This is a genomic window from Alloacidobacterium dinghuense, from assembly GCF_014274465.1.
GTDB lineage: Bacteria > Acidobacteriota > Terriglobia > Terriglobales > Acidobacteriaceae > Alloacidobacterium > Alloacidobacterium dinghuense.
On record NZ_CP060394.1, the window covers coordinates 616,101 to 637,760 of the forward strand.

Below are 21,660 nucleotides of genomic sequence, written 5' to 3' on the forward strand. Positions count from 1 at the left end.
TCCTTTGTTTCAGCGTGTGGTTATTCGGGTCTGCCGAATTGAGCCTTCGGGCTCAGGTTCCGGCTTCCCCTGTTCGAGCGATGGAATCCGCAAGCACGGATGCTTCCAATACGCTCTTCGTTGCCGTCGGCAAGTCAGTGCTGGTCGACACAGAGAAGCCGATAACCAGAGTTGCCGTTGCGTCGGGCGAAGTTGCCGAAGCCGCTGCCGTAAGCCCATCTGAGATCATGGTGAACGGCAAGGCCTTCGGCGAAACCAGCCTTATCATTTGGGAAGCAGGCGGCGGCAGACAATTCTTCAATGTAAGAGTTCGAGCCGCGCTTGAAGCGTCGTCAGAGCGTCTTGAAGGGCTTCGCCGCGAACTCAGAACCGAATTCCCGGGACAGCCGATTCAGGTTAGCGCAGAGGGTGGCAATATTTTCCTTCGTGGGACAGTCAAGAACCTTGCTAGCTCAGACCGAGCAGTCCAGATCGCATCGACCGTAGGGAAGGTTGTCAATCTCTTATATGTCGATGTTCCGCCGCCCACGCAACAAATTCTTCTTAAGGTGCGTTTTGCAAGCTACGACCGGACACTGAACAAATCTCTGGGCATCAACCTGTTTAGTTTGGGTGCAGCAAATACCATAGGTTCGGTCACTACGCAGCAATTCTCTGCGCCATCCGTTACGCAGGGCAGTGGTTCAACTCCGGCGTCAGCAGCGCTATCGGATTTGCTCAATATCTTTGTCTTCCGGCCGGACATTAATCTGGGTGCCACAATTAAAGCGCTTCAAGAAAACAACATACTTCAGGTTCTGGCTGAACCCAACCTGCTGGTCGAAAATGGGAGACAGGGTAGCTTTCTCGCTGGCGGACAATTCCCTTATCCAACAGTCCAAGGTGCTACGGGTGCCGGCGGCGTGGGAGCAGTTACGATTGCATTTAAGGAATTCGGCGTGCGTCTCAACTTCATTCCTACCCTTACGCCCCGGAATACCATTCGACTTCAGGTGGCCCCAGAGGTTAGCGCCCTTGATTACGCCAACGGCTTAACAATTTCCGGATTCACCGTTCCTGGTATCGATGTTCGCAAGGTGAATACCGAAGTTGAGTTGGGCGAAGGACAGAGCTTTGTCATCGGCGGACTGCTCGACAATCGCACAACCAAGAACCTCCAGAAGATCCCGTTTTTGGGAGATGTTCCAATACTAGGAAAGTTCTTTCAATCGATTGCAACCTCGAAAACAAACACTGAGCTGATCGTAATTGTGACCCCGGAGATCGTAGCTCCCATACCGGCCAATGCGCCCGTACCAGAATTGAAGTATGGCGACAAGTTCCTGTCGCCCAATTCCGATATTCCAATGACGAACCCTGGACCGCAGGTGACAGGCGCAAAACCCTTCGCAGCTTCTCCAGCTTCGATGCCGGTTGAGAAGCTGGTTGAGAGCATGAAGCCTGAGCAGCCGCTGACGATTGATGGCTCGATGGGTTCCGGAAGTAGCACGCTGGCGATACCGCAGAATGGTGCCTCACAGCAATGAAGGGAATTGACCACTGGATCAACCTCTGGGGTTCGAACGGCGATAAACATGGAGATCACGAAAGACCTGATCTCCGCCTTAAGGTCTCGAATCTCTCCCGTGAAACTGTTATCGCAGGCTGCGTAGAGGTGGCCGATCGCGGACCAAAGCGCAGAAAAGGCCTGCTTGGGCGTGAGGGCCTATCCGCTGAAGAAGGTCTATGGATACTTCCCTGTGAGGCAGTTCATACCTTCGGTATGCAATTCTCAATCGATCTCATCTATCTCGATCGCAACAACCGTGTAAAAAAGGTCCGGACCGATGTACCCCCGTTCCGCCTGTCGGCATGTCTATCTGCACACTCCGTGCTAGAACTCGCTCCTGGCACCATCAGCCGAACGCAGACAAGGCCCGGAGACAGGATCGAATTCTCGGCTGTCGACCTGTATAGCGATCACGAATAGTTGAGCTGGCTCGCACTCCCCAAAGCTTTCGACAGTGAGTATTGTGGCCGCCTTCAGTCCATTGTCGTGTACCTTCCCGAGCACTTATTCCATTAACTACTAACAACCTTCATCCTGATGGTTCTGCTAGTTAGCCGAATTAGTGCCTCCCGTGCTCGACAACAAAGCAAAATAGGTGAAAGATGCTGTATACGCGTCACATCTGTCGCTATGGGCTTGTATACACGTGTTCACACCCTTCCTTTACATAGGGCCCCGTAACTTGCTGATTTCCTGTGTTTAATGTTGGCAATGGAAATGGCTCTCCAGTTGCATATGTAGAGGTTGCTCGGCCAGGGCCGGGGAATCAACGAAGGGGAAATTGAAATGAAAGATACTTTTCTGAAGTTGTCTGTAAAGTTGCAGACCCTGATGATGCGGGAAGAAGGTCAGGATCTGATTGAGTACGCGCTGGTGGTTGCACTGATTGCGTTTGCAGCTACGGTTGGTATGGGCAAGGTAGCTAGTGCTATCAACAATGCCTTCATCTCCATCCAGACTGCACTTAGCGCCAACGTTAGCTAGTCCAACGGGCGGGTAACCGTCGCAAACCAACTCCCCCAGTTCTTTGCCGAGTCAGATACCTGGGAGCAGGTACCAGTCCGAAAAGTGCTCTCCTTTAGGGACAGCGCACAAATCCTAGTTTTGCGGAGATGATTTGTGATGCAATTTCAGTGGTTCAACTTGTATGCCAGGGTGCAACGCGTATTCCTTCGGGAAGAAGGTCAAGATCTGATTGAGTACGCGCTCGTTGTAGCCCTGATCGCTTTTGGTGCGACTGTGGGCATGGGTACAGTGGCAAGCTCCATCAACAATGCCTTCGTCTCCATCCAGACTGCACTTAGCGCCAACGTTACATAGTCCAACGGTGGGAACCGTTGCAAACCAACTCCCCCACCTCCTTGCCGGGAGAGATACGCGGGAGCAGGCAATTGTCTAAGTAGCGCGCTCTCCCTTGCCAAGGAAAACATGGGCATAAGAGTGGGACAAGCACTATCGATTTTGATCTACGAAGTCTCGCCCCCAACGAGTTGAAAGCCAGCCTCACTTAATCCAGAGACAGTGAAGGCTGAAGACCGATTCAACCAACGTTCACAGATTGCTAAAGCCTGTACCAGAGATATGATTGCTTCTTCCGTTACAGAACATACCGCTTCGCTGATGGTTCTCGAAGGTGGCCTCACTGCGATAGCTGTCGCAATGTCATTTCTCTGTCCCACGCTTGGAGCGAAGTATTTTTCTCGGGTTGAACGCTCATTCAAGCGGTTAGCGCAAAAGCAAGGTCTGGCAGTTTTGGTGGTTGGTCTAACAGCAATACTGTTGCGTCTTGCCATCCTACCGGTAATTTGCATTCCTCATCCGTTTGGCGCCGATGATTTCAGCTTTCTGCTTTCTGCAAATACCTTCGCTTCTGGCAGACTGACGAATCCGACACCGCCCATGTGGATACATTTTGAAAGTATTCACATCTGCATGAAGCCGACATATATGTCCATGTACTTTCCCGGGGACGGCCTGGTTCTGGCCGCGGGGAAGGTGCTCCTCGGGCATCCCTGGTTCGGTCTTTTGTTCATGGTTGGACTCATGTGCGCAGGCATCTGCTGGATGTTGCAGGCTTGGTTGCCACCAACATGGGCCCTCCTGGGTGGAATGCTGGCAGTTGTGCGATTGGGGCTTTTCACTTATTGGATAAATCTATACTCCGGCGCCGGTTCCATCGCGGCTCTTGGGGGAGCCCTTGTTTTGGGCGCGTTACCCCGGTTCATAAAGACGGTGCGCCTCCGTTACAGCCTGCTGATGGCAGTGGGTATCTCACTGCTTGCCGTCAGTCGCCCGTATGAAGGTCTCCTCCTTTGCGTGCCCGTCTCGATCGTTTTGGGTCGATGGAGCCTTGCAGGGCGCAACAAGCCCACAATGCGCGTGCTTGTCCGGACGACGGTCTTTCCATTGGCGTTGATTGTCGCGACGGGTGCATGGATGGGATATTACGATTACCGCGCCTTCGGCAGCCCCCTGACTCCGCCATATAAACTCAACCGCGCCACGTACGCAGTAGCGCCTTACTATATCTGGCAATCACCTCGACCTGAACCCCTGTACCACCACGAAGTCATGCGGGAGTTCTACACTCGCGATGAAATGCATGACTATGGAAAAGTCCAGACCATTCTTGGTTTCTCGCGCCAAACGCTCATAAAGTTCGTCAGAGGCGTGTTCTTTTTTTCGGGATTCGCCCTGCTGCCGCCTCTGATTATGCTCCGGCGCGTCTGTCTTGATCGTCGTATCCGTTTCCTGCTTCTGTGTTCGCTCGTACTGGCCGCAGGAATGTTTATAGAAAATTTCCTCTATCCACACTACATCGCAGCCTTCACTGCCGTGTTTTATGCCATCGGCTTACAGGCCATGCGTCATTTGCGAGTTTGGAAACCGGGCGGCAATCCCGTTGGAATGGCAATAACGCGGCTCACTGTAAGTTTGTGTTTTGTACTGGTGATCGCGCGTTTGGATGCGGCGACGTCTCATCCGATGATTGTCATGAGGTCGGATGCCATCGCGGATTGGGGTGGCCCGGAAAATTATGGAGTCGAACGCGCTCGCATCGAAAACGAATTGGAGCATCAACCAGGAAAACAACTGGTAATTGTCAGATATGTTCCGAGCCACGATGCATTCAATGAATGGGTGTACAACGCTCCAGACATAGACACTTCCAAAGTGATCTGGGCGAGAGAAATGGATGACGCCAGCAATCTGGAGCTAGTTCGCTACTACAAAGATCGAAAGGTGTGGCTGGCACAGCCGGATCTACAACCGGCCGGATTGTCTCCATATCCTCTTCCGAATACACGTGCAATCCCCTCAATGAATTCAATCTCGGCTGCGGACGGTGATAACCAGCCGCAGTTCGGAGGCTAATTTTATGATCAACGGAAAACGCGTTGCTGTTGTCATGCCGGCCTACAATGCCGAAAGAACCCTGGAAAAGACCGTGCGGGAACTTCCAGAAGAAGTTGATATCAAGATTCTCGTCGACGACGCAAGCACGGATGAAACCGCCCGCTTGTCGGAACAGCTTGGCGTGCGCACTTTTATCCACGATGCGAACTACGGGTACGGGCGCAATCAGCAGACATGTTATCGCGAGGCTCTCTCAGCGGGTGCAGACATCGTCGTCATGGTCCACGCCGACTACCAATATGAGCCAAAGCTGGTATCCGCCATAGCCGCGATGGTTTCAAGCGGCGTGTATGACATGGTCCTTGCCTCGCGGATTCTTGGAGGCGGGGCTCTTCGCGGGGGAATGCCGGTCTATAAGTACATCTTCAACCGTCTGCTGACTGGATTTCAGAACCTGTTTCTCGGAGCAAAGCTCTCCGAGTATCACACTGGCTACCGCGCCTTCTCGCGGGAACTGTTGCAGACGCTGCCTCTGCTTGAAAACTCTGATGACTTTGTCTTCGACAACCAGATGATTGCTCAGGCTCTCATGTTCGGCTTCCGCATAGGAGAAATATCCTGCCCGACGAAATATTTCGAGGAGGCTTCTTCCATCAACTTCAGGCGCAGCGCGAAATATGGCTTGGGAGTACTGCGGACGACTGCCAGTTTTGTGGCCCATAAGATGGGCATTATCAAAGCGCCTGCCTTTGAAACAACTGGAAGAAAGGTAACTCTCAAATACTATGCAGAACCAGCGCATAGTCTTGAGGCACTGACGCAATCCTTGCCACCGGTTGCTCAATAATCGTCTCATCGAAGAGAAAGTAGGAAGTCGGATTCAGCTCTCAAGGTAGCCAAAAGCGCGAACGGCTATTTCTGTTGTTTGTACAGAGATAAGCCTTTAGTCTTACCAAAATGATACGTTTTTCGACTGCCCTGTTTGCTGTTGCCTTTCCATTCGCAGTTTCGCTCTCAGGTCAAACACCAGCGGCCAACGCAACTGCGCCGTCCGCACCGCATGCGATGACGCTTGACGATCTCTTCCATTTACAGGATATGGGTGATCCACAGGTTTCGCCGGACGGAAAGTGGGTTGCATACACAGCCAGTACGATCGACACCGTCGCTGACAAGCGGCTGACCGACATCTGGATGGTGAGTTGGGATGGCTCGGCAGACATCCGGTTGACCTATGCGAATGAGAATTCAGCCAGCGCGCCTCGTTGGAGTCCAGATGGAAAATATCTGTCCTTCACTTCTGACCGCGCCGGCAAGACAAAAGGCTCGCAGGTCTGGGTGCTGGACCGGCGGGGCGGAGAGGCGCGTCAGCTCACCGATGTAAAGAATCACCTGTCCTACTACGGCTGGTCTCCAGATGGAAAGAAGCTGCTGCTCGGGATCTCCGAGGACAAAGAGGCGGAATCCGAGGCAAAGGACAAGGATAAAGACAAAGAGAAAGAAAAGCCCAAACCAATCATCATCGACCGCTATCACTTCAAGCAGGACATCGAAGGCTACATCTCATCAGAGACGATGCCGACATTGATTTATTTGTTCGACGTCGACACACATAAGCTGGAAAAACTGACGACGGATGCCAAATATAACGAGCAGAACGCCGTGTGGTCTCCGGATGGGACGTACATTGCATATGTCAGCAATCATGATGCTGATCCTGACCGGACAACCAATACGGATGTATTTATCGTCGATGCCAAAGTCAATTCCACACCAAAGAAATTAACGACGTTTGATGGGCAAGATGGGGGGCGGCTGGCCTGGAGTCCGGATAGCAAATGGATTGCCTATCTGCATGGCAGCGAGCCGAAATATCTTGAGTACAACCAGAACAAGCTCGCAGTGGTTCCAGCATCTGGCGGCGAGCCGCGTGTACTTACCGAGAAGCTGGATCGCGCTGTTTCATCGCCCATGTTCACTGAGGATGGACAATCTGTAACTGTGTTGGTGACGGATGATCGTTCCGAGTATCTGGCTTCGGTTTCTCTGGGTGATGGGTCGGTTAAGCGGCTCATCGATACCCCGGGATCAGTGATGATGCGGAATCAGACTGCGGACCATTCCGCAGTCGTGTGGTCAACCGATATGGCTCCCGGGGAGATCTTCGCTTTTGAAGATGGCAAACTGCGAAAGTTGACATCACACAATGATGCGTTGATGGCGCAGCTGAAGCTGGGGGAGACTCGCGATCTAGAGACAAAGACAAAAGATGATGCTGACGTACACGCACTGCTAACTCTCCCCATCGGTTATCAAGCCGGGCAAAAGTATCCGATGTTGCTGCGCATCCACGGCGGCCCAGACGGCCAGGACGCCCATGCCTTTGTCCCGGAGCGCCAGCTTTTCGCTGGGCGCGGTTATGCCGTCTTGAACGTAAACTACCGTGGCAGCGCCGGACGAAGTGCGGCATACCAGCGGAGCATTTTCTCCGACTGGGGAAACAAAGAAGTTATTGATCTGCTGGCGTGTGTGGACGAGGCTGTGAAGGAGGGAGTGGCAGATCCCGATCGTCTGGGCGTGGGTGGATGGAGTTACGGAGGCATCCTGACCGACTACACCATTGCAAGCTCGACGCGCTTCAAGGCGGCGATCAGTGGTGCGGGGACAGGCAGTCCGTTAGGCTTCTATGGCGTGGATCAGTACATCATTCAATACGATCAGGAACTCGGGCCGCCATGGAAAAATCTCGATACCTATCTGAAGCTCGGCTATCCATTGCTCCACGCCGACAGGATCCGTACGCCGACTCTCTTCATGGGTGGCGATAAGGACTTCAACGTGCCTCTGATGGGCGGAGAACAGATGTATCAGGCGCTCCGCAGCCTGAATGTGCCGACGGAGCTGGTTGTATATCCGGGGCAGTTTCACGGATTTACGCGTCCGAGCTTCATCCGCGACCGCTATCAGCGCTATTTCGATTGGTATGACAAATACCTTATGCCCCAGCAACCAGCGAAGAAATAACCAGCGGAGGTTGCTCGTTTGGTGTGCTCTGCAGAAGTGGGCGCAGGGATGCTAACCTCAAAAGTGATCTCCGCAATGAAACAGCGTTTTCCCAATACACAGACTGAGCCTGATAATCTCACCTCCGGCTCGCGTTTCGTACGTGCATGTCAGCGCAAACCTATCGATCGCACTCCGGTATGGTTTCTGCGCCAGGCAGGCCGATATATGCCTGAGTATCAGGCTGTGCGAAAGCATCATTCGCTGCTGGAAATTTGTAAGAAGCCAGAACTGGCAGCCGAGGTGACAATCACGGCGGCGGAAAGGCTCGATGTGGATGCGGCCATTATTTTCGCCGATCTATTGCTGCCGTTTGAGCCTATGGGGCTTGACTTCGAGTTCCAGGCAGGCGAAGGCCCGGTAGTTCACAAACCCATACGCACATATGAAGACGTTACGCGCCTGCGCGTGGACAAGGCATCTGAGCTTGGCTACGTTGCCGAAGCAATTCAAAGAGTAGTCGCTCATTTCAAGGAGCGCATTGGAGTCATCGGTTTCTGTGGCGCTCCGTTTACGCTGGCTAGCTACATGATCGAAGGCGGTAGCTCACGAAATTACATTGCTGCCAAAACGATGATGTATCGACAGCCCGATGCTTGGCGGCTGCTGATGGAAAAGCTTGTTACCGTATTGAGCGCATATGTCCGGCAACAAGTAGACGCCGGTGCGGATGTCATCCAGATATTCGATAGCTGGGTGGGTGTTTTGAGCGTCGAGGATTATCGCGATTTTGTGTTGCCTGCCGCTAAAATTCTGATCCGTGAAGTGCAGTCTTTCGGTGTGCCAGTCATTTACTTCGGTGTCGAGACGGCGAGCTTACTTCCCGCGATGCGCGAAACAGGTGCAGACGTTCTTGGACTCGATTGGCGAACACCCCTGGGCGAGACATGGAAGTCGCTGGATTACGCGTGCGCGGTGCAAGGGAACCTCGATCCGATTACGTTGTTTGCTGAGCCGGGGTTGATTCGAGAGAGAGTGAAGTCGATACTTACCCAGGCCGGGGGTAGGCCGGGGCATATCTTCAACCTTGGGCATGGGATTGTACCGGGCACCCCGGTTGAGAACGTGCAGCACGTGGTGCGGTTTGTGCGGGAGCTCTCGGCGGAGGTGGGGCGTGGGTGATCGTGCAGCGGTGTTGCTGCTGGCTCATGGCACCCCGGATACGCTGGATGAGATACCGCAATACCTGAGTAATGTCACTGGTGGGCGGCCGATGCCGGAGTCGGTGATCGAGGAGATACGGCACCGGTATTCGCTGATCGGGTCGAGTCCGCTGACTCGGCTGACGCAGGAGCAGGGGCGGTTGCTGGGGAATGAGCTGGATGTGCCGGTGTATGTCGGCATGCGCAACTGGAAGCCATACATCAAGGACACCGTTCACCTGATGGTGGAGGACGGGATCACCTCGGCAGTGGTGATCTGCCTGGCTCCGCAGAACTCACGCACCAGCGTTGGGCTGTATAAGCGCGCCGTGGAAGCGGCTGCAGGCGACCGGTTGCGGATTGACTTCGTCGAAGGATGGGCGGACGATCTGCTCCTCGCCGAGGCGTTTGCCGAGCGGTTGCGGCCATTGTGGCACGCGCTCTCGCGGGAGATCGGAGATCCGGCGCCGGTGCTGTTCACGGCGCACAGCGTTCCGCAGAGGACGGTCGAACCGGGACCAGATCAGCCAGCCGATCCGTATGCAGACCAGGCGAGGCTCACGGCTGAGAATGTGGCTGATTGCGTTCCCACGTTGAGGGAGTGGTCCTTTGCCTTCCAGAGTCAGGGCATGTCGGGCGGTCCGTGGCTTGGGCCGACGGTTGAGGACACGCTGACGGCGATGCGGGAGGCAGGGCACACGACAGTTATCATCCACCCGATTGGCTTCCTCTGCGATCACGTGGAGATCCTGTACGACATCGATATTGCCTTCCGTGACTTTGGCAAGAACCTGGGAATGCGCGTTGAGCGGCCGCGGTCACTCAATAGCTCGCCGCTGCTCACGGCTGCGCTGCGAGGCCTTGCCAAGAACGGCCTCTGGCGGCTTGCTCAGGCATGAGAGTCGCCGTTATCGGCGGAGGTATTGCTGGCGTTTCCGCCGCGCATGAGCTTGCACAATCGGGAATAGAGTTCGTTCTCTACGAGGCTTCTGGCCGTCTCGGCGGGATTGTCGAGACGGTGTGTCGTGATGGGTTTGTCATCGAATGCGGGCCTGATTCGTGGGTGACGGAGAAGCCGTGGGCTCGTGAGCTGGCGGTTGAGTTGGGACTCGAAGACGAGATCGTCGCGTCGAATGACCACTGGCGCAAGACGTACATCGTTCGCGGCGGGGAACTGGTGGCGATGCCCGATGGCATGCGCATGATGGTTCCCACGCAGTGGGAGCCAGTGCTGAGTTCGCCGCTCTTCAGTAAGGAGGCGCAGCAGGCGTATCTGCGCGAGCCGGAGCGCGCGGAGGAACTGAAGACGGCTGTTCCAGAATCCGACGAATCAGTTGCGAGCTTTGTTCGGCGGCATTTTGGCGATGAGGTGACCGATACGATTGGCGCTCCGCTGCTGGCTGGCGTTTTTGGCGGCGATGTGGATGAGCTGAGCGTGCGTGCCGTGATGCCTGCGTTCGTGAAGATGGAACGCGAGCATGGGAGTTTGATTGCGGCGCTCGAGAAGAGTTCTCGCGGTGCTCAGAGCGCTTCGATTTTTACTACGCTCAAGTCCGGACTGCAGACGCTGATCGATCGCATGGTTGCGACTTTGCCTGCATCGTCGATTCGACTGCGCAAAAGTGTGCAGAAAATCGAGTTTAAGGGCGGAAAGTGGTGCATTTTTGGCCCTTTTGCAGAGGAATTTGATGCAGTTGTCGTGGCGACTCCTGCGGATGTGACGCGCGGGCTACTTTCGCCGATGGATCCGGCCTTCGACCAACTGCTGGCAATGGACGCTTCCTCTGCCATCGTTGTGGCGCTGGCTTTTGCGCCGGAGATTGCGAAATCGTTGCGGATTCCGCCTGGATTCGGGTTTCTGGCGCCGCAGTCTCGCTCTGCCGCCGAGCGATCCAGCGTGCCTTCTCTACTTGCCTGCACATTCGTCGACCAGAAGTTCTCGCATCGCGTTCCCGAAGGCGGCGTTCTGCTCCGGGCCTTCTTTGGCGGCGCATCTGCGCCGCTTCTGCTCGATTCGCCGGATGACGAGGTTACAGGGCTCGCGCTGCGGCAGCTTTCATCGCTGCTGGGGCAGTTGCCGGAGCCGTCGTTTACGGTAGTCCGGCGCTGGCCGCGTTCCTTGCCGCAGTATGCGGTTGGGCATCTGGAGCGGATGGCTCGGTTAGAGGAGCGGGTGCGGGCTTTGCCTGGGTTGGAGTTGATTGGGAATGCGTATTACGGGGTTGGGCTTCCGGACCTGGTTCGGCAGGGGCGCGAGGCGGCGCGGAGGGTGATATCCCCCCTCCCCCCTGGTTAATTTTCCTTTTCTTTATTTTTCAATGACTTACGAGGGGATCATCCCCTGCTATCCCTCTGATTTTGCTTGGTTTAGGTGCTTTCTAGTGTTTTCAATGACTTAGCGGGTAATCGGTTCTGTCCGTTATCTTGTTTCGCTGGGTTTTCCTGCCCTATATTCAGGATAGCAAGTTTGGTGAAGAAACACGCCAAACTGGTTGGTTTGTAAAGCCTTTCTTTATAGAGGCTTGCGGTCGAGGTTACCATCGTGACCTCTTGACAGGCTTCGGTAGTGTCTCAGTTTGGATTTTAGGGATTAACCTGCGCTGCGAGGGCGCCGTGAGCGTATGCTACGCGCATCTGCATGATAACGTCGATAGGATTCATGGCGGGCGCCTTGCTGGAATCCTGGCCGGACCCGGCCTTGGTTGTGTCATTCTTCGCCCTGCTCGGTGTGGTCCCCGGGGCTGCCGGCGGGGCCCTCGCATTCGTCAGGGCTAAGGAACGGCTGTGGCAGCGCCTTGTGATCGGGGCCCTTGCCGGGGCACTGACCAGCTGGGTCGTGTTTTCCTCGATGCGGGGCCCGGACGACACCATCAGAGCACATGTTTTTTGGTGCATCGTGGGCGGCTACGCCGGGGCTGATGGGATTTCTATACTGCTGAAGGCCCTCGGACGAGAGAAATAACCTCTAAAGTCTCTGCTGGCAGAATGGCCCCGAGAATATACCCTCAGTTTGCCAATCCAGCGATTTCCTCAAAGCTCCAGACGTGATGAGATAACCCGGTTCTCTCGCCGGAGTAACGCCCGGCGGCAAGGGTTGTGGATTTCAAACTGAGACACTACCCAGGCTTCCTGCCGGGGATGCAGATAGGCCTTGCTGCCGCAAGGCATCGCACTCACTTTGTTCGTACTGGTCCTTCGGCTTCGGTAGTGGTGCAGTTTACTTTTCCACAGATTCAAGTGCCCTGCGAATCAAATCCTGATCGATAGTGGACTTGGCTGCGACTTTCTTGGGAATCAGAGCGCACAGTTCCTCTAGTGTCCAGATGTGATCTGTAAGCCCTGCTTGCATCGCTGGCGTCACTCTCAAGGTCTTGTGAACCTTGCAGAAGTTGTAATACATGAAGTGCAGCGCGACAGCATGAGCGTGATTCTCCTGTTTCTTCGAGAATCCATTAGTCAGCCGGGTAAAGCGGCGCATATGCATCCGCATGGTTAGATTCTGGCGTTCTACAAAACTGGTAGAAACGTGCTTTGGATCAGGATTACCGCATACAGTTTTCATGTCCGTTCCAATAATGGCTGAGGGGGAATATCGCCGTGCTTCTTCTTTGTCTGGAGCGCCGTAGATTTTGTGGAGTTGCGCATAATCGACTTCCGAGCCAAAGGCCGCTTCAATCGCATCTGGGTATGCTTTCAACGCGTCTGTAGTGATCTGCGGCCTTCCAACAATCCGATCCGCACAATCTTGGATAAATTCAAACGTACAGCCTTTATCCCGCAGCCCGACGAGGTATGAAACGCAGAGCTTGGTATCGGCGTCAATTCCGGTCCAGGTCCAGGCATCGCCCCAGCCTTCCTGCTTCTGTTCGGGTGAAGCTGCCTTCTTCTTTGCGCCAACAAAAGACCAGATTTCATCGCATTGCAACCGCTTTACGCGAAGTCCGCGCACGTTCTGGTCGTGATATTCAGCACAGGCAATACCAAGATCGCGAAGCAGGTTCAGAACTGTGTGCTTAGCAACGCCCGTCATGCGGACGATTGCATTGATGCTGTTGCCTTCTACTAGAGCTGAGACGACTTGGACGCGCTTTGCTGTGCTTAGCCGATTCATCAAATCTCCCCCTGCAAGCATATTTAGAATAATGCTTGCATTCCTATTTTGCAAGCATTATTATCAAAATCGAGGTGCAAGCATGAGCGACGAATCGACTGGCAAAGCAAAAGGCGGGTTTGCTAGAGCTGAGGTTCTTAGCCCGGAAAAGCGCAGCCAGATTGCAAAGAAGGCCGCGCTAGCTAGATGGGGAGACTCAGAAGCAGTGGACGCCGCAATTCAGCCCACGCATAACGGACAGATTCATATCAACGGGTTGGACATCGACTGTGTTGTCCTGAGCGATGGTCGAAGGGTGATATCGCAACGAGCGGTTGGACGCGCATTAGGTCGAAGACGTGGGGGAGAGGATTATTACCGTCGAAAGACCGGAAGCTCTGGCGGAGAACTGCCCGAATTTCTAGGGGCAAAAAACCTAAACCCTTTTATTTCCGATGAGTTACGCATGGCGGTGAGCAAGCCTATTTTTTACGGAGATAAAGGAAGAGTCGCGTATGGGATTGAAGCGCAGTTGCTTCCCCAGATTTGCGATGTGTGGTTGAAGGCTAGAGATCATGGTGCGCTAAAAACAATTCAGCTTCCAGTGGCGCAACGAGTGGAAATACTGATGCGCGGTTTGGCCCATGTCGGCATCATTGCGCTCGTTGATGAGGCAACAGGCTATCAAGAAGTGAGGCCGAAAGATGCCCTTCAGGCATTCTTAGAAAAGATCATCGCTAAGGAACTAGCTGCATGGGCCAAGAAATTCCCCGACGAATTTTACGAGAACATCTACAAGCTGAAGAATTGGCCATGGCCTGGGATGAAAAAGAATCGCTACAGTGTTGTTGCCTATTACACCCGCGACCTCGTATACGAGCGCCTCGCCCCTGGTCTACTCAAAGAGCTTGAGAGCAAGAGTCCGAAGAATGATAGCGGCAACCGGACGAACAAACTGCATCAATGGCTAACAGACGATATTGGTAACCCGATGCTCGCACAGCATCTGCACTCAGTTATCATGTTTCAGCGGTTAGCGATTGCCAGTGGATATGGTTGGCATCGGTTTCTAAAAATGGTCGATCAGGTGATGCCGAGGCGAGGCGCAACTCTGGAAATTCCGTTCCCAGTGCCGGACGAGATCGATTAATTCCGCTCCGTAGCTTCCTTGACGATCCGCGCAGCGGCTTGGTTCACGTCCTCGCGGATCGCTTTCTTCTTTGCCGCCTTCTTCGGTTTGGGCGCCAACTTCTTCTTAGTGGCCATACTCTAAGTTTAACTCCGTCCTAAAAGCTGTGGAAATTCAAACTGCACCACTACCTCGGCTTCGCTCAGGATGACATTGGGTAGAGGTTCGTGCTTTCCCACCCCTTCGGCAAGCTCAGGGCAGGCTCTGTCGCAGAAAGCGCGACAGGATGAGGCACCCTTTTTCTTGCTAGTGCTCAAGAAAAGCAGGTCCTTCCCCTTCACTACGTTCAGGGTCAGGATGACATCGATTCGCGGCCGTGTGGTTAGAAGGCCATTTCGTTGGCGGCGAAGAGGCGGCGGGTTAAGGATCTTGTCCATTTCTGGAACAGCTTGGTCAGCTTGCTATTTGCTGACTGGAGGTTGTCGGCGGAGACCGTCAAGACCAACGGAGGTGTGCTGACCTGGCGGATTTGGCAGCGGCGGCAATGAAAGCGGGTAGCTGCTTCGTGCGAGGCTTTCTCAAAGGAGTTGTAGAGGCCTGCCAGTTCGCCTTTGTGCAGGAGGGCCCATTCGCCCATTTCGGAATGATTCTGGTCGGCAACTTCGTTGTTGCAATCTGGGGTTTGGCATTTGAGTTCTGGCATAACGGTCTCCGTGTTTTTCTCGCGGTGCAAATGTCTATATCGGAGCAAGGGATCGAATGCGTTAATGCTGACGGCGTTAGGATCTTCGTATGAGTGCCAATGTTGGAAAAACTACGATTGCTCCGCTGCTCTCGGTGCGCAATGGGGCGAAGGCGGTTGCGTTCTACGAAACGGCATTTGGGGCGACGGTGCTGATGCGGGTGGACGCTCCGGATGGGGCCGTGGTCGCGCAGCTGTCGGTTGGCGGAGCTGGCTTCTGGCTGGCGGACGAGTCGCCGGAACACCAGAACTTCAGTCCGGAGACGCTGGGCGGCGGAACCGTGCGGATGATCATGGTGGTCGACGATCCGGATGCTGTGTTTGCGCGGGCGGTTGCGGCCGGCGCTACCGTCGTTTGGCCGGTTGAGGATCAGCCGTATCATTGGCGCGTTGGCCGGGTGGTTGATCCGTTCGGGCACCATTGGGAGATTGGCAAGCCTTTGGGCTAGTAGGCCTCAGTGGCCGTATTGCTGGATCGTCGCCTCCGCATGGAACTCTTTACTCTCGAATAAAGGCTCTTTCTCGTGCTTCAAGTATTTGTCTAAGAAAGCACGAACAAACATCTGCGTGAGATGTAAGTTGTGAAGCGCCATCGCTGTTGCATCGGCGTTGCCGGCTGCCGCCAGGAGCGGATAATCGCTGAAGCTGCCGTGAAAAATTCCAGGAGATTTCAAAACCACGTCATAACTTCCCGCAGGGCAGCTCTGGAGTTGTTCTTCTTTCTTCTTGTAGTATTCCTCGATCTGGGCGTGTGTTCCGCCCATCCTCGATTCGGGATGATAAGCCTCAAGAAACAGAAGAGGCTGCTGTATGGTTTTGCCGTCAGGATATTCAGGTAGCGCTGCTACTGGCACCAACTCTCCGTCAAGGTCGATACATGCTTTGAATCTTCCATCGAGCTGACATGCTCGCGCCGCGAATGCACCTCCAGCAGAATGCCCCATCGCTGCCACGCTATTCAGGTCGAGTCTTCTGGCGAGCAGGAAATGTTGGGTATCGGCGCTATTCAATTCCGTCAACTTGTCGAGAACAAACCGTATATCAGCGGCACCTTCACTAATCCCCGCCGCCGCCCCCGCCATCATTCGTTGGAATCGTTGTTGGGGAGTGAGGTCAGCAGGGCCTTGGTCCTGAAGAACAATCTTGCCATTCGAAAACGCAACTGCTATGGCGGTATATGTGTGCTCTATTGCCACGACCACGTATCCATGACTTACCAGATCTTCAATCAACGATGTGGATTCAAAGCTTGTACCGCCGCTCCCATGCGAGAAAAAAACTACAGGGAAGTGTTTGGGATTTCTCGCTACAGGAGCACTGTCGCTGACATGAGAAGCAATCGTGCCTGAAACGATGAGCGGCCAGTTGCCCTCAAACTCCTGCTGCATGCGATGCTGAATATCTGGTATGGCGTCCATCTGCTTTGCGGCAGGCAAATAGGCTCCTGTGGTCTCGGCATCTTTCTGCGAGGTGGGATACCAAACATAGACCATTAACTCTCGATGAGCCTGCTGATCCGTTGAGTAGCGGTTTGGACGCGAGTTGTCGGTCCAGTCGTAACCTGTGCGGCCAATTCCAAATGGCCCGGACGGTATTGGTATTTGAGGGGCCATAACTGCAGGTGCTGCACTCGGTGCAGTGACGGTAGGATCGCTGGCCGTCTGGCTCTGAATCATTACAGACGAAACGGCAACGCAGCCGAGTAATGTAAGCGCCCTGTTCATGATTGCTCTCCTGTTGACTACGGTTGCTTTCCCATCGATGTCATGGCCAGCATTCCGCCGAGGCCCATGGTTTCTACGGCGGAGGATGGCACGATGACCGTCGAGCCTTTGTCGCGAATGGCTTCATAGAGCATGTTCATGGCGCGGAGGTGCAGGGCCACCGGGTTGGCGGCGTAGGCTTCTGAGGCTTGTGCGAATTGGGCGGAGACCTGTACTTCGGCTTCGCCGAGGATGACGCGGGCCTGGCGCTCGCGTTCGGCTTGTGCCTGCTGCGACATGGCGTTCTGAAGCCCGAGCGGGATGCGAACGTCGCGAATTTCGACAGACTGCACAGTGATGCCCCACGCGGTTGTTTTTGCGTCGAGGATTTTCTGCAGCTCGGCGCCGAGGCTTTCGCGGTCAGTGATCATCTGCGCGAGTTGGTGGCGGCCGATGGATTCGCGCAGCGCGGTATGGGCACTGAGGGTGATGGCCTGAACAAAATCTTCAACTTCTAAGATGGATTTTTCCGCGTTCCAGACGAGCCAGAAGACGATGGCGTCCACATCGACGGGAACAGTATCGCGCGTGAGCGTGGACTCGGCATTGACGGTGGCGAGGCGCGTGCGCTGGTCGACGTAGCGGCTGAGCGTGTCGACGATGGGAACGATGAGGAAGACGCCGGGGCCGCGCAACCCTCTGTAATGGCCGAAGCGCAGCACGGCAACGCGTTCCCACTGGTTGACGACCTTGATGGCGAAGAAAAAATAAGCGCCGGCAAGAAGGCCGATGATCGCGTAGACGCCGTGCCTGGTGAATACTGTGGCTTGAAATCCGGCGAGCACGCAAACGACGAAGACTGCGATGCCGACGGTGCTGTACTGACCGAATCTTCTCATGGGTTATCTCCTCTTTTTGCCGGCTTCGGATTGAAATTCGCGCAGCGAATCGATCAGGTCCTGTAGGGTGAACCCGCCGGCTCCGGCGCGTGAAACGAATTCACTGGTGAGTTGGGCGAGCGCGCGGTCACGCTCGGCTTTGGACTGCTCGATTTTTCGGCTGGCGATGAAGGTGCCTGTGCCCTGCTGCGTGTCGACGATGCCGCGTATTTCCATTTCGCGATAGGCGCGCAGGACGGTGTTGGGATTGATGGCGAGATCGACGGCCACCTGGCGGACGGTGGGGAGCTGATCGCCGCACTTGAGGGCACCGGCGGCGATGCCGGCCTGCACCTGGTCGATGATTTGGCGGAAGACGGGGACGCCGCTGTGGGGGTCGAAGCGGAAGGTGAAGGCTTCGATTTGTTTCGGCGGTGTCATCTAGATAAATAATGTACTAGTTTACTAGTACATTGCAAGGGGTATTTGCAAATTATTTTTGATTAGGGAGAATGGGGACGATTTTTCCGGGGAGACTGATGGCGCATTCGAATGCAAATTCGCAGATGACGGCAGGGCGGCTGGAGGCATTTTCAGACGGCGTGATTGCGGTGATTATCACGATCATGGTGCTGGAGATACATGTTCCGAAACAGGATGGGTTGGCGGGGTTGTGGTCGGTAGCGCCGCGACTGGCTGTGTATCTGCTGAGCTTTTTCATGGTGGGGATTTACTGGATCAATCACCATGAGCTGATTCGGCGGACGGAATCGGTGGATTACCGGGTGCTCTGGGCGAACCTGATTTTTCTCTTTGTGCTGTCGCTGGTGCCTTACTTCGTGGACTATCTGGATGAGAAGAATTTCAGCACCTTCGCGACGCTGCTGTATGACGTGACGATGCTGGTGGCGGGCATGGCGTTTTTTCTGCTGCGCTGGGCAGTGATACGGAGGCAGTGGTACGCGGGGTCGCTGCGGAAGCAGGATACGTCAGAGCTGTGGAAGCATGGGGTGTGCCTGGGGATTTATCTGCTGGCGATTGCGATGGCGTTTTATAAGCCCTGGCTTTCGCTGGTGATTACCGGGCTGGTGACGCTGGTCTGGGTGGTGCCGGAGGCTGGGGTAAAGGAGCATCGGAAGGCTCCTCCGGCGGAGAATGCGCCGATTGAGTGACCGCTTATCGGATTGTTCTGAGTCGGCTGTCACAAAAGAGAAAGCCCCATCGCTTATGAAGGCGATAGGGCTAGTCAGCGCTGCATTACGGAAGAGGATCGTGAATCAGGAATTTACTTTCCTTTAGAGAGATTCTTTGGCGAGGCCTTCGTCAACTCGGCTAGCAGGGCGTGAGCAGATGCAGGTGCCGGTACGCTTCCTGCAAAGATCTCCTGCCCCGAAATCTTCTTGCCGTATAGCTTTTCGTTATCGCCGCCGTCAGGATTTAAAGAGGTCCCGTTTAGGGAGAGACCGCCAAACACTCCTTTCGTGCGCGAGTAGGAAAGCATCTGGGCGCTCACGGTGCCGCTCGTTGAAGCTTCCGCGTCGCGGCCCACTGGACCAGCTGCAACACTAGCGTCGGCACCCAGTTTGGCCCTCCCTTTCATGACCGTACGTGCACCATCGTCATTCATCACAAGAATTACGAAGTCGGTCGCCTCTCCGCCAGCCTGCAGGCCAAAACTTCCACCACTGGACTGCATCATGATCGGCGCGCTCCACTTGCCATTGAAGTTCGCACCGCTTCGGCAGGTCATCAAGCCCTTGCCATATTGAGCTCCAATGATTAATCCGCCCTTCTTCACGGAGGGCAGCACGATGACGCAATCAGCCTTGTTCAGCAGATCGCGGGGTATGCCATTGTCGGCGTTGACAAGTTCCTGAAACACCTGACCGGCGGCGGTGATTCTTTCGTTTACATCGTCCGCTCGCGCCAGCAATGGAACGGAGCAGAGAGCAGCGGCGAAAATGCTAAATGCCGCTTTCGTGAAACGATAGCAAGTTTTTCGTTGGATCACTGCGACCTCCTCGTAATTCTGTTGGATGGGGACAGAACTCATTCGCGATGTATGCGTTTATCGCGAACAGTAGCAGCGAACAGCAGGAAAATGACCCGGCAACCATTGTATGCAGATTCGGCCTTTGTGCAGCAATTGTTCTCTGTTTGTCGCTAATTGGCTCCCGCCGAAGCCAATACGGACAACGGCATTAAGCGATTGACACCGACGCGGCGGAGCGGAGCCAGGCTTCCATCTGGTCGTGGCCTACGAGTCCAGCCTGCTGGTGCACGAGCTTTCCGTTGTTCAGGACCAAGAAGTTTGGGATGCCGCGGACGTTGTAGCGCGCGGCGAGCTGCGGTTGCTTATCGGAGTCGACTTTGAGGACGATGGCCTGGCCGGAGAGGTTGGCTGCAGTCTTGGCGACTTCGGGCGCAGCCATGCGGCAGGGGCCACACCAGTCGGCCCAGAAATCGACGAGCACGGGGACGCGGGCGTTCTGGAGGATGTCGTCGAAGAGTGCGGCGTCGGCAGCGATGGGTTCATTGACGGGCGGCAGCGCGTGTTTACAGGCGCCGCAGCGGCCTGTGTCGGCTAAGTGGGTCGTGGGGATGCGGTTTTTCTGTCCACAGTGCGGGCAGACTCGAATGACGGGCATGGTTTCCTTCTTTCGGGGATTAGATGATGGTGTCTTGCTTGCGGATTCCTGGGACATGGGAGTGAGGAAGCGCGCTGCCGGGGGTGATAGTATCGGAACCGATTTTTCTGGAGGCTTTCCGGATGCATTGTTTGGCGCGTTCTATCGTGCTTCTCTTTCTGGCGGCGATGGTGGCGCCGCTTGGCTATGGGCAGATTCCGGCGTGGATGCCGGACCCGACACAACAGCAGACCTATACGCTGCATCGTTCTTCGAGCCGCGAATCGACGGGCGGAAATGCGGATTACCGCACAGTGACGCCGGGGCAGACTCTTACCTTGCTGGATGAAGACGGTCCGGGGCTCATTTCGCACATGTGGTTCACGCTGGCGGACAGCGAACCATTCTTTCTGAAGCGAGTCGTACTGCGGATTTATTGGGATGGCGAGGAGTCGCCAAGCGTTGAGGCTCCGATAGGCGATTTTTACGGGCAGGGGACGGGCGAAATTGTTCCGTGGGAGACGCCGGTGCTGACGGTGTCGCATGATCGCGCGATGAATTGCTGGTTCCCGATGCCGTTTGCGAAACACGCGAAGATCACGATTACGAATGACGGCAAGCAGTCGCTGGGGAGTCTGTACTGGAACATTGATTACCGGACGGACACGAAGCCGCTGCCAAAGGACACGCTGTATTTTCACGCGCAGTACCGGCAGGCGCAGCCGAACCGTGGATGGACAGGCGAGTGGTATGAGAACGGCGATCCGATTGTGAACTACAAGCGTAATACCGATGGCAAGGACAACTACGTTTGGGTGGAGGCGCAGGGTCATGGGCAGTTTGTGGGCGTGACCATGTCGATTCTGGAGAACCAGGATGGATGGTGGGGCGAGGGTGATGACATGTTCTTCGTCGATGGTGCGACCACGCCGACGTTTATTGGGACGGGATCAGAGGATTATTTTCTCGGCGCGTGGGATTTCGGCGGCGGTGGTTACAGCTTGCCGATGAATGGCGCGCCGCTGGTGGGGAAAGAAATTGCGGGGAGCCGGTGGAGCGTGTATCGCTTCCATCTGGATTCGCCGATTCCGTTTGCGAAGTCATTTAAGGCGACGATCGAGCATGGGCATGCGAATCATCGGTCGGACACGTTTTCTTCGGTTGCGTATTGGTATCAGGCGGAGCCGCATGCGGCCTTTCCTCCACTGCCGGATGTGAGTGACCGGATTCCGGTGCTGGAGTTTGTGGGTGGGCCGGGAAATTCGAAGGGGAACTATTCGCCGGGGAGTTTGAATAACCTGAATCCGCGGTGATCTCAGTATTGCGGTGAGCAGGGATTAGACCTATCTCGTAAATTGACGAGGCCGGTTTACTCGCCCC

At 55.1% G+C, this 21,660-nt stretch carries 21 protein-coding genes; 14 read left to right on the top strand and 7 right to left on the bottom strand.

What is annotated here, in order from left to right; genetic code table 11:
• The first annotated feature begins 80 nt into the window (after window positions 1–80).
• From H7849_RS02505 to hemG, 10 genes are all read left to right on the top strand, one after another.
• Entirely contained in the window at window positions 81–1,526 is a 1,446-nt protein-coding gene (locus tag H7849_RS02505) for a type II and III secretion system protein family protein (protein WP_186743888.1), read from the top strand.
• Window positions 1,523–1,969 (top strand): DUF192 domain-containing protein, encoded by a 447-nt coding sequence (locus tag H7849_RS02510; protein WP_186743889.1) that lies wholly within the window; start codon window positions 1,523–1,525, stop codon window positions 1,967–1,969. Before H7849_RS02505 ends, H7849_RS02510 begins: the two co-directional genes overlap by 4 nt.
• A 366-nt stretch (window positions 1,970–2,335) precedes the next feature.
• Window positions 2,336–2,533, top strand: a complete 198-nt coding sequence (locus H7849_RS02515; protein WP_186743891.1) for a Flp family type IVb pilin — start codon at window positions 2,336–2,338, stop codon at window positions 2,531–2,533.
• A 138-nt stretch (window positions 2,534–2,671) separates the two neighbouring features.
• Complete coding sequence (locus H7849_RS02520) at window positions 2,672–2,869, top strand: Flp family type IVb pilin (protein WP_186743893.1); 198 nt, start codon at window positions 2,672–2,674, stop codon at window positions 2,867–2,869.
• A gap of 261 nt (window positions 2,870–3,130) precedes the next feature.
• Window positions 3,131–4,924 carry a hypothetical protein gene (locus H7849_RS02525; protein ID WP_186743895.1) on the top strand — a complete coding sequence of 598 codons (1,794 nt, stop codon included), beginning with the start codon at window positions 3,131–3,133 and terminating at the stop codon, window positions 4,922–4,924.
• Window positions 4,925–4,928: 4 nt separating this feature from the next.
• On the top strand, window positions 4,929–5,753 hold the full coding sequence (locus H7849_RS02530; protein WP_186743897.1) for a glycosyltransferase family 2 protein: 825 nt from the start codon (window positions 4,929–4,931) through the stop codon (window positions 5,751–5,753).
• A gap of 110 nt (window positions 5,754–5,863) precedes the next feature.
• On the top strand, window positions 5,864–7,930 hold the full coding sequence (locus H7849_RS02535; RefSeq protein WP_251106558.1) for a S9 family peptidase: 2,067 nt from the start codon (window positions 5,864–5,866) through the stop codon (window positions 7,928–7,930).
• Between the two features lie 75 nt (window positions 7,931–8,005).
• The gene (gene hemE, locus H7849_RS02540) at window positions 8,006–9,091 is read left to right on the top strand and encodes a uroporphyrinogen decarboxylase (protein WP_186743898.1); all 1,086 of its coding nucleotides are present in this window, start codon (window positions 8,006–8,008) and stop codon (window positions 9,089–9,091) included.
• On the top strand, window positions 9,084–10,010 hold the full coding sequence (hemH, locus tag H7849_RS02545) for a ferrochelatase (protein WP_251106559.1): 927 nt from the start codon (window positions 9,084–9,086) through the stop codon (window positions 10,008–10,010). Before hemE ends, hemH begins: the two co-directional genes overlap by 8 nt.
• A complete protein-coding gene (gene hemG / locus H7849_RS02550) occupies window positions 10,007–11,407 on the top strand; it encodes a protoporphyrinogen oxidase (RefSeq protein ID WP_186743900.1) in 1,401 nt (466 codons plus the stop codon). Before hemH ends, hemG begins: the two co-directional genes overlap by 4 nt.
• 921 nt (window positions 11,408–12,328) lie before the next feature.
• On the opposite strand, the gene H7849_RS02555 is transcribed toward hemG, so the two are convergent.
• Window positions 12,329–13,222, bottom strand: a complete 894-nt coding sequence (locus tag H7849_RS02555; RefSeq protein ID WP_186743901.1) for an IS1 family transposase — start codon at window positions 13,220–13,222, stop codon at window positions 12,329–12,331.
• A gap of 82 nt (window positions 13,223–13,304) precedes the next feature.
• Here H7849_RS02555 and H7849_RS02560 point away from each other — a divergent pair, with 82 nt between their 5' ends.
• Entirely contained in the window at window positions 13,305–14,351 is a 1,047-nt protein-coding gene (locus tag H7849_RS02560) for a P63C domain-containing protein (protein ID WP_222439756.1), read from the top strand.
• A 361-nt stretch (window positions 14,352–14,712) separates the two neighbouring features.
• On the opposite strand, the gene H7849_RS02565 is transcribed toward H7849_RS02560, so the two are convergent.
• Entirely contained in the window at window positions 14,713–15,033 is a 321-nt protein-coding gene (locus tag H7849_RS02565) for a hypothetical protein (RefSeq protein WP_186743903.1), read from the bottom strand.
• Between the two features lie 89 nt (window positions 15,034–15,122).
• Between H7849_RS02565 and H7849_RS02570 the strand changes: the two genes are divergently transcribed.
• Entirely contained in the window at window positions 15,123–15,521 is a 399-nt protein-coding gene (locus tag H7849_RS02570) for a VOC family protein (protein WP_186743904.1), read from the top strand.
• A 6-nt stretch (window positions 15,522–15,527) separates the two neighbouring features.
• Here H7849_RS02570 and H7849_RS02575 read toward each other — a convergent pair whose 3' ends face one another.
• Genes H7849_RS02575 through H7849_RS02585 form a run of 3 tightly spaced genes read right to left on the bottom strand, consistent with a single transcriptional unit; the run spans window position 15,528 to window position 18,094 of the window.
• Window positions 15,528–16,796, bottom strand: coding sequence for an alpha/beta hydrolase family protein (locus tag H7849_RS02575; RefSeq protein WP_186743905.1), 1,269 nt, complete (start codon window positions 16,794–16,796; stop codon window positions 15,528–15,530).
• A gap of 17 nt (window positions 16,797–16,813) precedes the next feature.
• On the bottom strand, window positions 16,814–17,674 hold the full coding sequence (locus H7849_RS02580) for a slipin family protein (RefSeq protein ID WP_186743907.1): 861 nt from the start codon (window positions 17,672–17,674) through the stop codon (window positions 16,814–16,816).
• 3 nt (window positions 17,675–17,677) lie between these two features.
• A complete protein-coding gene (locus tag H7849_RS02585) occupies window positions 17,678–18,094 on the bottom strand; it encodes a GntR family transcriptional regulator (RefSeq protein ID WP_186743909.1) in 417 nt (138 codons plus the stop codon).
• Between the two features lie 98 nt (window positions 18,095–18,192).
• On the opposite strand from H7849_RS02585, the gene H7849_RS02590 reads away from it, so the two are divergent.
• A complete protein-coding gene (locus H7849_RS02590) occupies window positions 18,193–18,825 on the top strand; it encodes a TMEM175 family protein (RefSeq protein WP_251106560.1) in 633 nt (210 codons plus the stop codon).
• A 113-nt stretch (window positions 18,826–18,938) separates the two neighbouring features.
• On the opposite strand, the gene H7849_RS02595 is transcribed toward H7849_RS02590, so the two are convergent.
• Together H7849_RS02595 and trxA are read right to left on the bottom strand one after the other, a co-directional pair.
• Window positions 18,939–19,664, bottom strand: coding sequence for a lipid-binding SYLF domain-containing protein (locus H7849_RS02595; protein ID WP_251106561.1), 726 nt, complete (start codon window positions 19,662–19,664; stop codon window positions 18,939–18,941).
• 190 nt (window positions 19,665–19,854) lie between these two features.
• A complete protein-coding gene (trxA, locus tag H7849_RS02600) occupies window positions 19,855–20,301 on the bottom strand; it encodes a thioredoxin (protein ID WP_186743912.1) in 447 nt (148 codons plus the stop codon).
• A 131-nt stretch (window positions 20,302–20,432) separates the two neighbouring features.
• Between trxA and H7849_RS02605 the strand changes: the two genes are divergently transcribed.
• Window positions 20,433–21,593 carry a glycoside hydrolase family 172 protein gene (locus H7849_RS02605; RefSeq protein WP_186743913.1) on the top strand — a complete coding sequence of 387 codons (1,161 nt, stop codon included), beginning with the start codon at window positions 20,433–20,435 and terminating at the stop codon, window positions 21,591–21,593.
• The last annotated feature ends 67 nt before the right edge of the window (window positions 21,594–21,660 follow it).

Bases quoted from the DNA above. Each gene is read 5' to 3' on its own strand.
- H7849_RS02505 (WP_186743888.1), top strand. From the start codon at position 81: ATGGAATCCGCAAGCACGGATGCTTCCAATACGCTCTTCGTTGCCGTC.
- H7849_RS02510 (WP_186743889.1), top strand. From the start codon at position 1,523: ATGAAGGGAATTGACCACTGGATCAACCTCTGGGGTTCGAACGGCGAT.
- H7849_RS02515 (WP_186743891.1), top strand. From the start codon at position 2,336: ATGAAAGATACTTTTCTGAAGTTGTCTGTAAAGTTGCAGACCCTGATG.
- H7849_RS02520 (WP_186743893.1), top strand. From the start codon at position 2,672: ATGCAATTTCAGTGGTTCAACTTGTATGCCAGGGTGCAACGCGTATTC.
- H7849_RS02525 (WP_186743895.1), top strand. From the start codon at position 3,131: ATGATTGCTTCTTCCGTTACAGAACATACCGCTTCGCTGATGGTTCTC.
- H7849_RS02530 (WP_186743897.1), top strand. From the start codon at position 4,929: ATGATCAACGGAAAACGCGTTGCTGTTGTCATGCCGGCCTACAATGCC.
- H7849_RS02535 (WP_251106558.1), top strand. From the start codon at position 5,864: ATGATACGTTTTTCGACTGCCCTGTTTGCTGTTGCCTTTCCATTCGCA.
- hemE (WP_186743898.1), top strand. From the start codon at position 8,006: ATGAAACAGCGTTTTCCCAATACACAGACTGAGCCTGATAATCTCACC.
- hemG (WP_186743900.1), top strand. From the start codon at position 10,007: ATGAGAGTCGCCGTTATCGGCGGAGGTATTGCTGGCGTTTCCGCCGCG.
- H7849_RS02555 (WP_186743901.1), bottom strand. From the start codon at position 13,222: ATGAATCGGCTAAGCACAGCAAAGCGCGTCCAAGTCGTCTCAGCTCTA.
- H7849_RS02560 (WP_222439756.1), top strand. From the start codon at position 13,305: ATGAGCGACGAATCGACTGGCAAAGCAAAAGGCGGGTTTGCTAGAGCT.
- H7849_RS02565 (WP_186743903.1), bottom strand. From the start codon at position 15,033: ATGCCAGAACTCAAATGCCAAACCCCAGATTGCAACAACGAAGTTGCC.
- H7849_RS02570 (WP_186743904.1), top strand. From the start codon at position 15,123: ATGAGTGCCAATGTTGGAAAAACTACGATTGCTCCGCTGCTCTCGGTG.
- H7849_RS02575 (WP_186743905.1), bottom strand. From the start codon at position 16,796: ATGAACAGGGCGCTTACATTACTCGGCTGCGTTGCCGTTTCGTCTGTA.
- H7849_RS02580 (WP_186743907.1), bottom strand. From the start codon at position 17,674: ATGAGAAGATTCGGTCAGTACAGCACCGTCGGCATCGCAGTCTTCGTC.
- H7849_RS02585 (WP_186743909.1), bottom strand. From the start codon at position 18,094: ATGACACCGCCGAAACAAATCGAAGCCTTCACCTTCCGCTTCGACCCC.
- H7849_RS02590 (WP_251106560.1), top strand. From the start codon at position 18,193: ATGGCGCATTCGAATGCAAATTCGCAGATGACGGCAGGGCGGCTGGAG.
- trxA (WP_186743912.1), bottom strand. From the start codon at position 20,301: ATGCCCGTCATTCGAGTCTGCCCGCACTGTGGACAGAAAAACCGCATC.